This window comes from Sphingobium chungangianum, assembly GCF_977014255.1.
The window spans coordinates 189,263-198,600 of sequence record NZ_CDRNIV010000005.1; the positions used below are offsets into that span (position 1 = coordinate 189,263).

Annotated in this window: 12 protein-coding genes; 6 read left to right on the plus strand and 6 right to left on the minus strand. The window is 59.1% G+C overall.

Translation table 11 applies throughout. The annotated features are described in order from the left end of the window. Nucleotides 1-694 precede the first annotated feature (694 nt). The 4 genes from ACWNC0_RS06820 to ACWNC0_RS06835 all read right to left on the minus strand — a co-directional run bounded on the left by ACWNC0_RS06820 (nt 695) and on the right by ACWNC0_RS06835 (nt 4,779). Entirely contained in the window at nt 695-1,819 is a 1,125-nt protein-coding gene (locus ACWNC0_RS06820; RefSeq protein ID WP_449470506.1) for a replication initiator protein A, read from the minus strand. Between the two features lie 76 nt (nt 1,820-1,895). Continuing rightward, the gene (locus ACWNC0_RS06825) at nt 1,896-2,798 is read right to left on the minus strand and encodes a ParB/RepB/Spo0J family partition protein (RefSeq protein ID WP_449470507.1); all 903 of its coding nucleotides are present in this window, start codon (nt 2,796-2,798) and stop codon (nt 1,896-1,898) included. A 170-nt stretch (nt 2,799-2,968) separates the two neighbouring features. Beyond that, a complete protein-coding gene (locus ACWNC0_RS06830) occupies nt 2,969-4,165 on the minus strand; it encodes an AAA family ATPase (protein WP_449470508.1) in 1,197 nt (398 codons plus the stop codon). Nucleotides 4,166-4,440: 275 nt separating this feature from the next. Continuing rightward, on the minus strand, nt 4,441-4,779 hold the full coding sequence (locus ACWNC0_RS06835; RefSeq protein WP_449470510.1) for a hypothetical protein: 339 nt from the start codon (nt 4,777-4,779) through the stop codon (nt 4,441-4,443). 38 nt (nt 4,780-4,817) lie between these two features. On the opposite strand from ACWNC0_RS06835, the gene ACWNC0_RS06840 reads away from it, so the two are divergent. Further along, nucleotides 4,818-5,207: a DUF3768 domain-containing protein gene (locus ACWNC0_RS06840; RefSeq protein WP_449470511.1), complete on the plus strand. Its 390-nt coding sequence runs from the start codon at nt 4,818-4,820 to the stop codon at nt 5,205-5,207. A gap of 126 nt (nt 5,208-5,333) precedes the next feature. Here ACWNC0_RS06840 and ACWNC0_RS06845 read toward each other — a convergent pair whose 3' ends face one another. Next, the gene (locus ACWNC0_RS06845) at nt 5,334-5,684 is read right to left on the minus strand and encodes a hypothetical protein (RefSeq protein ID WP_449470512.1); all 351 of its coding nucleotides are present in this window, start codon (nt 5,682-5,684) and stop codon (nt 5,334-5,336) included. Next, entirely contained in the window at nt 5,681-6,151 is a 471-nt protein-coding gene (locus tag ACWNC0_RS06850; protein WP_449470529.1) for a hypothetical protein, read from the minus strand. Before ACWNC0_RS06850 ends, ACWNC0_RS06845 begins: the two co-directional genes overlap by 4 nt. On the opposite strand from ACWNC0_RS06850, the gene ACWNC0_RS06855 reads away from it, so the two are divergent. The 5 genes from ACWNC0_RS06855 to ACWNC0_RS06875 all read left to right on the plus strand — a co-directional run. Then, nucleotides 6,080-6,391: an ArdC-like ssDNA-binding domain-containing protein gene (locus ACWNC0_RS06855; protein ID WP_449470527.1), complete on the plus strand. Its 312-nt coding sequence runs from the start codon at nt 6,080-6,082 to the stop codon at nt 6,389-6,391. The genes ACWNC0_RS06850 and ACWNC0_RS06855 overlap by 72 nt on opposite strands. 44 nt (nt 6,392-6,435) lie before the next feature. Beyond that, complete coding sequence (locus ACWNC0_RS06860) at nt 6,436-6,942, plus strand: zincin-like metallopeptidase domain-containing protein (RefSeq protein ID WP_449470514.1); 507 nt, start codon at nt 6,436-6,438, stop codon at nt 6,940-6,942. 59 nt (nt 6,943-7,001) lie between these two features. Further along, entirely contained in the window at nt 7,002-7,298 is a 297-nt protein-coding gene (locus ACWNC0_RS06865) for a hypothetical protein (protein ID WP_449470516.1), read from the plus strand. Beyond that, complete coding sequence (locus tag ACWNC0_RS06870; RefSeq protein ID WP_449470517.1) at nt 7,295-7,450, plus strand: hypothetical protein; 156 nt, start codon at nt 7,295-7,297, stop codon at nt 7,448-7,450. Before ACWNC0_RS06865 ends, ACWNC0_RS06870 begins: the two co-directional genes overlap by 4 nt. A gap of 895 nt (nt 7,451-8,345) precedes the next feature. Further along, nucleotides 8,346-9,338, plus strand: a 993-nt coding sequence (locus tag ACWNC0_RS06875; protein ID WP_449470519.1) for a ParB/RepB/Spo0J family partition protein, incomplete at its 3' end; no start/stop codon positions are given.

Here is a 9,338-nt window from a genome sequence, read left to right on the forward strand (position 1 = left end):
AACTGCGATCGCGACTTTTATGGATGTGCCGTTGGCTTCGCATCAATGTTCGCCCAATCCGTGAGTTTGTTTGGTTGCAGCAGTCGTCCACGGGATTTCAGGAACAGCCCCGCCACTTGCTCAAGACTTCTACGGGATATCGGGAACGCCCTTTTCATCCCTCCAGTTCGGGACTTCAGGAACGCGCTGCGGCGTTCGTCGTTTCGGAACAGATCGGATGGCTGATACTGGACGAATGAAGCTGATATGCTTGGGTTTGGCGGCAGATCTTTTGGAGGGGCCAACTGTCGCTCAGCCTCGCGAGATCATTGTTGGTCGGTGCTAAGACCGCTTCGGACAGTGGGGTGGGATGGTGAAGTTATGATCCATCTTTTGGCCCGCCAAATTTTCTTCGGTCTTCGCCATTTCCCACCCGTTCCTGAAATCCCGGCTTGAGCACACAATGGGTACGCTCTGCCAGAGACACAGAACGAGCAGGGCCCACCGACTGCGAAGACAGCACGCTGGAAAGCAAGGATCTGTAGAAAGTGACGAGATCCGCCTAACTGAAGCGAAACCGCTGGATCCTAGCCAAGAATGAAGAGGGGAGTGGGCGCCTGTTGCGCCGGCAATTCAATCGTTTCCCGACGCGTGGGATTTCAGGAACGCCAACGTTCGGTGTGAGGGAGGTGAAGCGTGGCCCTTCATCAGACAATCAATTCGCTGGGCGTTGCTTCGCGCAAAAGGAAGCAAAGATCGTGGTTATATTCTTCGCGTCGAATGCAATATCGCGGGACTTCAGGAACGACCGGAATTCATCTGCCACGACTGAATGATCACGCTGCGGCTGTGGCAGATTAGCGCGAGCAATGGCTCCGAACGCGCTGTAATTGATCTGCCCTTGTTCGGGAAAGCGGATGGGCTCTTCCTTGTCGGCCTTAGGCGTCTTGCCAGGTTTGGCGACGCCATTATCAGAAGCGGGAGAGGGGAGGGCACCTCCCTTTGGGTCTAGATCGCGTCGCACCATACGCAGCATCGGCTCGCCCTCTTCACGGTGAATCAACTCGAGGGCGTAGCCTGGCAGCCCATTCTCGCGCACGATTTTGGCCATTTCGAACTTGAACCGGCGATAGTCCCCTTCTGCTCCTGACTTCTCGAAAAGCGTCGGCATGGAGATGGAGAAGCCCTCGGCACCCGCGCCGCCAGCATGCTTGCGCGCAACGCGATAGAGCCAACGCTCGCGACCGCCAGTCAACGAAAAATAGGCCGGATCGATCGCCAGAACGCCGCCCTCCATTAGGACGCCGTCATAGAACCATTTGGCAAGGGTAATACGCATACCATGGACCCGGCCTTTGCTATCCTTGAGCTGGCTGTGGCTGTCGATCCAGGAGAATGTTGTCTCGACGGCGTCGCCGGAGCGGATATTCGTCTTTACGGTCGTCGACTGCAATCGGTCGAGTGCATTTCCGAGGAGCTCATACTCGCGACCGCCCGCATCACGTTTCAAAGTAGTGAGCATATCATAGGGCACGATGTGCAGGGTCTGAGGGATATCATTCGTCCCTCGCCGCTTGTGCTCGATCAACACCGACGCGCAGTAAATCAAGATGTCGAGATCGTAGATAGTTGCCAAGCCGTATTCGGAGTTGGCGCTAACGTGCACCGTCACCTTCCGATCGGGACTCACATAATCGATGGGTTTCAAGCGCTTGCGCTTAGAAAGCGAGAAGAAAGGACGCTCCATCGTCTCGCGCTGGTCGCGCAGGGGCAGGGTGGTCAACTGCGGAAGGAACAGGTCGACCTGATTATCGTCACTGGGATCCTTCTTCGAGGGCATCTTTGGTCCTCAACCAGATGTTTGAGTAAAACGGGTTTTACTCTCACCTAAGCGCATGTTCTAAAAGATAAATCTGTCACCGAGACGAGAATTTGGCAGCTTCGATAACCGGCCGTAAGGCCCTCAATATATCGTCGATATCGACGGCCCTTTTTGGGTTGATCGTCAGCGTGATCCCCTTGGATTTGCTGTCGGTGATGATCTGACCGATCTCCTCTCCATCCGCCGTAGCTAGTCTCGGTCTACTCTTAGGCGCAGCTTTCTTGACGAGCTTGGCGCTGGCGCTTGACAGCCGCTGCACGATCTGAGGCCCATCAATTGCCGGTTCGCCGGCAGCTGCTCGGCGGCGCTGCTCCTTCCCGATCGCCAGCGCCTCCTCGATGATTGCGTCACGCAGGTCGGGCTGCTTAAGGAGTGGAGAGAGCTTCATGCCATGCCGAACCTTGAGGTCCGACATCGTAGCAAAGGCCTCGACTACCTCAGTAGGTAGCTCGGCAAGCTGAAGGAGATTATGGAGATTTTGCTTACCGATCGCCAGGCGTTCGGCCATATGCGCGCGCACGCCATTATAGTAAGCGTCAACCGCATGCTGGTAGTTGCGTGCTCGCTCCAGGTCCGTGACATCCTCGCGCTCGCGGTTTTCGATGTCGGCGAGGCGAAACGCTCCTTCATCGTCCAGTGTCTCAATGCGTGCAATGAGATCTATCTGCGCGTGGTGATTGGTGCGGAGCCAAGCGACCGAGAAGTGGCGCCTTGTCCCGACAATCAACTCGTAAGGTTTCTCGCCATCGGGCGTTCGGCGGATGACTACCGGCTCTCGGTTGCCGTTTTCTTCCTTGATCGATTCAATGAGTGAAGCGCAGCGCTCGTGGGTGAGGCGCTCATAATCACGAGCATTGCCCGGCCAGACGGTGCATTCGTCAGGTCGGATCCTAATCGTGGGTCGTTTGACCGATCTGGCGATCTCGTCGAATGCCACACCGCGCCGTTCAAGGAAGGAGGGCGCGGGCCCTTCCGATTTGCTGGGGAGAACGGGTCCAGCCGGAGCTTCCGATGCCAGAGACTCCTGCTCTGCGGGAGGCTGAACTGCATCCAGTGAATCGATGGCGTTAGCGAGAAGGCTGCGGCGCTTGGCGCCCGAATTGCTGCTCATGCGGCCTCCGTCAGCCTATCAGTGCCCAGTTGAGCAAGGCGCGAAGGCCATTGCTTGCAGATATCCTTCTCAAGCTCGCGGAAGACCTCATTCAAATTGTTGCGGCAACGGATATAGGTCTGATGCGAGCCGTAAGGCTTGTTGATTTCGTAAATCGAAGACATCGCGATGCCCGCATTTTTGATTTCTTCAGACAACAGGATCGGTGTCGATAGCATCTGGCCCGCATAGGTCTTTTCCATGACCTGAAGCATTTGCGCTTCATTGGTTCGATTGGGCTGGAACATGGTGCAAACGACCCGGATGAACCCATAGTCGATGGAATTGTCGAATTTGGATACCAAACTCATCGCCTCGCGGCAGGTCTGCATGAAATGGATGGTCGAGAGATAATCCAGTTGGCGTGCCGGAACCGGAATGAGAAGTCCATCTGCAGCACTCAGCGTATTGACTCCTAGGAATCCCATGGCTGGTGGCGGATCGAGAATAATCACGTCATAGTCTTGACGGACCTCTTCTAGACCTACTCGCAACATGCGGAATGCGCCAGCAATGGCGTGCGGGCCTTCCTCAATTGTGGCCGTAAGCTCCCACTCGGTATCCTGCAGCCCCAAATTGGCCGGGCAGATGTCGATGTTCGGCCACGCAGTCCGCTTGATTGTCTTCCGAAAGGAATCCGCTTCATCGATGCGCGGCGAGAGATAGTTGGAAAGTGTGTGCGTCTCGTCGACCAGATCTTCCAGATTGACGTCGAACATGACGCTCATGGAGGCTTGGGGATCGCAATCAACAACCAATACGCGATAGCCTCGTAAGGCAAGATAATCGGCAAGGTGCTTGGAAGTGGTCGACTTGCTGACTCCGCCCTTGAAATTCTGGACTGCTACGACGACAGCCCGCTCGTCGGGTAGTTTGCCAGCCTTGATGCCGAGCGCCTCGCGGATCGCGATGAGATCCTCAACCGTATAGTAACGGCGGCCATTACTGGCGGTCTTAGGGGAGGGGAGGCGACCGCGGGCTTCCGCCTTTGCAAGCGCTTCAGGCGTCCGGCCGAGAAAGTCGGCGGCAACCGACGCGCCCATTGTGATGCTCAGTGTTTTGCGATCGGAAGGGTCGATCGCTGCGCGGCGCAGAACGCTCTTGGCATTCTCGCAAGACGTTATCATCGTGTCCAAGATTTGACCGGACAACATCGGCGAACCCCTCATCGCATCATCGAATCAGGGCGGTTCGCCAAAAATAGTCGAATTTCACCCTTTATCCCGGACAGATACGTCAAAACCGGGATGGTAGTCAAATGGTCATCAAATTTAGCCGAATGGCCCGACAAGGTGCTCAACGCGACCATGTTTGAGACATCGAGGGGCCGCCTTGTCGTCTGTTTCGGAATGTTGCGGAGCACTCATCTAATTTGCGCACTATAGCTGACTAGGACGCCCATCGGATTAAAAGACGATGGGCGTCCTAGTTACACGGGAGACCCATTCAAGTCATGACGGCAGGGTAGGGGCACGAGCTCCCATCCCAAGGCTAGAAACCGATCCCGCGTGAACAGCCATTCCAACGGCAAAGCGGAGACGGCAAGCCGCCGCGCCCATCCGTTATCGGGGCCTGTTCCGGCCCCCTGGCGCAAGGGCCTGGCCGTCGGTTCCGCTGCGCGGCCCCGCTTGGTGATCGCGGCGGTATCCCCGCCTTCCTGCGCTGGCGCTCCGTGCAGCCGGGTGATGCCCCTCCCGCCGCGATCAGCCCTCAATTGCGCCATTCCCCGACCCGCTTCGCCAGCAGGCAGAAGCCGATGGCGCGCCATCGCCTTCGGCTCCATCTTTCAGACAAGGGATAGACGACATGACTCACGAAAACGCGGCGGATCAAGCGGTCAAGACCGCCACCATCGCCGCCCTCAATGATGCCATGCGCCACAATATCTACCGGATGCAGGGCTTCAACCAGATCGTCGTGACCGCTGGCATTTCCGCCATGATTGGCGAGGTTGCTCAGTGGACCGCCTATCGTCGCCAGTGCGAGCTTCTCCGCCTCGTGCGGGAATATAATGATTTTTCCGAGGATAATGATCCCCATGATGAGCGTGATTTTGGGGCCTTCGATTGGGAAGGAACCCGCTGCTATTGGAAGATCGATTATTATGATCCCAAGCTCGAATGGGGATCGAGCGACCCGTCCGATCCCGCGCAGACGGCCCGCGTCCTCACCATCCTTCGCGCCGACGAATATTGATCCCGGCACCGAGCGCGACGGCCAAGGCCGTCGCGCCGGACAGCGTCAGGATGATCCATGCTCTCACCCACAAAAACGGCGCGCCCGCCGCAGGCGACGGGCGCGCTTGGGTGGTGGATTTCCTTTTTATCGGTGCGCGCGACCTGTGCCGACCAGATCGAGCGACACCGCATTGGCCGCCGGGGCCGCGCGCTCCAATGTTGCGCGCAGATCGTCGCGCGAGACCATGGTGAGCCATTGGCGACCATAGCTGCGCGCCACCATGAAGAAGAGCTGGCCGTGGCAGCCCACCACCTGGCATTGGTCGAGCTGGTCGACGGGCGAGGCGGATGCGCCAAAGCGCAGCGCCTGGATGGCGGGATCGACCCGCAATTGCAGGCCGCACGCCCGGCATTGCGAGCGGACCAGCGCATTGGATCGCGCTAGCCGGCTCCAGCTAGTGGACCAATGTGGGAAGATGCGACCGATAGGGCTCATAGGCCTAGCAGATTAGGCGGCTGATCGATCTGCGACAAGCGGAGGCGGCATGGCCGCCGCGCCTCATTGTAATTTCCGGGGCCTGTTCCGGCCCCCTGGCGCAAGGGCCTGGCCGTCGGTTCCGCTGCGCGGCACCGCTTGGTGATCGCGGCGGTTTCCCCGCCTTCCTGCGCTGCGCTCCGTGCAGGCGGGTGATGCCCCTCCGCCGCGATCAGCCCTGACATGCGCCATTCCCCGACCCGCTTCGCCAGCAGGCAGAAGCCGATGGCGCGCCATCGCCTTCGGCTCCATCTTTCAGACAAGGGATAGACGACATGACCCGCAAAACCGCAGCGCCCCGCACCAAGGCCGAGCGCATCGATGTTTACGAGGAAGTCACCAACCAGATCATCGCCATGTTGGAAGCTGGCACCCGCCCATGGTCGCCACGCTGGGCATCGGGCGCGGCCTCGCTTCCGCTGCGCCACGAAGGGACCGCCTATCGTGGTGTGAATGTGCTGCTTTTGTGGTCCGCCACCATGACGCACGGTTACACCAATCCCTATTGGATGACATATCGGCAGGCCAGCGAACTGGGAGGGCAGGTCAGGAAGGGGAAAAGGGAAACCTTGTCGTCCATGCCGGAAGCTTCACGCCCAAGGATGAGGAAGCCGGGCAGGAGGGGGCAGGGGAGGGCGAGAGCGAAGACCGCGCCCGCAGCTACCTGAAAAAATATGTCGTGTTCAACGTCGAGCAAATCGACGGCTTGGACATGACCAAATATCCCGTTCCGCGTGTCGAAGTGAAGAACCGCGACCAGCGCGACCCAGAACTGGAGGCAGCCTTTGCCCGCTATGGCGTTCCTTGCAGCGAGGGCGGCAATAGCGCTTATTACAACCCGGCCGCCGATAGCATCCGCATGCCTGCCTTTGCTGATTTCGTGAGCGGCAATGCCTTTTACGCCACGCTTGGCCATGAGACAGTTCACAGCAGCGGCCATAGGTCACGGCTCAACCGTGAAACCCTCTATGACTATGGAAAATCAACGGAAATCCGGGCGGCAGAAGAGATGGTCGCGGAGGTCGGCGCAGCCATGCTTTGCGCGCAGCTCGGCATGGAACCGACCGAGCGCGACGACCATGCCGCCTATATTGCCTCGTGGCTGACCGCCCTTCGCAACGATAAGCGCGCCATCTTCCGCGCCGCGACCGCCGCGCAGGCCGCCAGCGAATTCATCCTTGCCCGGATGGCCGCGCCCGACATCGCGCGCGCCGCTTGACCCCGATCGGGCGGACGACGGCGCCGCCCGTTTCTTCGCTTCTTCTGAAAGATTGACCGATGCCCAAAGCTGCCCCCAAGATCGAACTTCGCTGGCGTGACGAAAATTATGGCGCTGTCCATGCCGTTGCCGCCTTCCGCAACTATGGCGGAACCTGCGATTGGAGCGAACAAACCCAGCAGCGCTTTCGCTGCTGCCTGAAACGCGCGGGCTTTGCCTTTCATCATCGCCGTTGTTCGTACATCGCGTCGCAAGGGGAGGGCGCGACACGCAAGCGCGCCTTGTGCGACGAACTTGCCCGCGCCGGTTTCACCATCACATTGGGCGATGTCCGACCGAAGGAAGAGCAGCCATGAGCGCCTCGGGCTTCCGCCATAATGGCGGGCCGCCGCTCGATGATGGCGCGGCGGCAGCGGAGCCGCCCCGCTTGCCAGCGGATGCGGCATGTCTGCGCTGTGTTCACTGGCATCCGCCCAGTGAACGGGAAGAGTCGGATTATCGCGCATAGCAGGGCGGTTATGGTCGTCGTGTCAGGGAACCGAGCGGTCATTGCTTTCGCGTGATGCACCGGCGGAATTTCAGCAGGGGGATTTGGACTTACGAGCGCCTGGCAGCCGGCGGGAGCTTGAAGGTCGCCAAAATCTAATAGACCTAACCATATAGGGTCGAGGGGGGACGGCTCCCCCTGAGCGCGAGCCGCGTTCCGCGTCTCTCACTACCCCCTGATGCGGGGGACACCCCCGCAACGCCCCCCATTTCGGGGAATGCGCCTCGTGAAGCGTGATTAGAACTGAATGCGGGTCATTTGTCCGCCGACCCAAAATCATCGGGCTTCCCTCCCAGACTCCGGCTGGTTTGCTGAAGTAGCTTCACGGCAGAGTGCCCGCCGCGAGCTCGGTAGAGAATCGCTGGATCACCGTAGATTTCGCCCTGTCGGCGGAATGTTCATATCATTTGACGCCACCGATCAACGTCGTGATAAGTTCATCGATCTTATTCAAGTCATGATAGGCAGACATTGTGCTATGCTGTGCTTCTATCGAACAGAAGAACAGTCGGTCATAACCCTCGGCTCTGTGGCAAAAATCCATCCGGGTAGATTGATCCTTATCGGCGACTTAATCATGAGTGCCACGCAATAATCCTTGGCTGGCGAACACGCTGCCAAAATCTATCAAGGTCGCGTACCGCAGCATTCCCGCTGTTTTGTTGTTGGGGGAGAGGGGGCGCCGCCGCCCTCTCCCCTGCAACGGCAATCAGCAGGACCGAGGCTCGCTTACGCTTCGCGCGCTGCGCCCGCACCACTCCTGGCAGATTCCCGTTGCCCCCCACACCCCTGCTGCTCCGCGCGACCTCGGGTTTGCAGCAGCTGCTGCAAACCACGAGCCAATGGAGTGAACGACATGATCCAGTATATCCCTGCAAACCTCCTTGTTGCGACCCCGGTCAACGTGCGCAAGGTCAAGACCGGGATCGACACGCTGGCCGCCAGCATCGCTTCCAGTGACGGCCTCATCCAGAACCTCGTCGTCACCGCCGCGCGTGAGGACGGCAAATATGAGGTCATTGCGGGCGAACGCCGCCGCCGCGCCATTGCCAAGCTCATCAAGGACGGCATCTGGTCGAAGGATGCTGAAATTCCCTGCAAGGTCGGGGAAGCTGAGAACGCTACGTCCATGAGCTTTGCTGAAAATGCGGAGCGCGTTGCGATGCATCCTGCGGATGCTATTCGGGCAATGGGGAAGCTTCATCAGGAAGGACATAGTGAGGAAGCGATCGCGAACCGCTATGGGTACGATCCTCGTGAGGTGCGCAAATATCTTGCCCTCGCGGGTGTCAGTCCCAAGGTGTTGAACGCGCTTGCGGCGGACAAGATCGACCTTGCCTGCGTTCAGGCCTTTACCCTTACGGACGACCATGCCCGCCAGGAACGAATTTTGAAGCGGGCAAGCAATGCCTATCAGGTGCGCGAATTACTGACCGAAGAAAAGCTCACGACCCAGCACAAGCTGTTCAAGTTCATCGGCATAGATGCGTATCGCGATGCGGGCGGCACCATCACCGGCGATCTTTTTGCACACGAGGGGGAGGGCTATGCCGACGATCCCGAACTGGTGGAGCGGCTTGCCGACGAGAAGCTCGACGGTCTGGCTGATGCGGCCCGCGCCGAAGGATGGGGCGACGTGGTTGTCGGCCTCGAAACCCCCTATAACAGCTATAGCTGGCACCGCCTCTACGGCGATGAGGCGACCCGCAGCGTCACGCAGGCCGAGCAGGCGAGGATGGAGGCGCTGACAGCGAAGCGGGAGGCGCGCGTTGCCGAGATTGGAGCAGGCAGAGATCCCGACTTCGACCCCGAATATGACGATGTCGTCATGGAGATTGACGAGGAAATC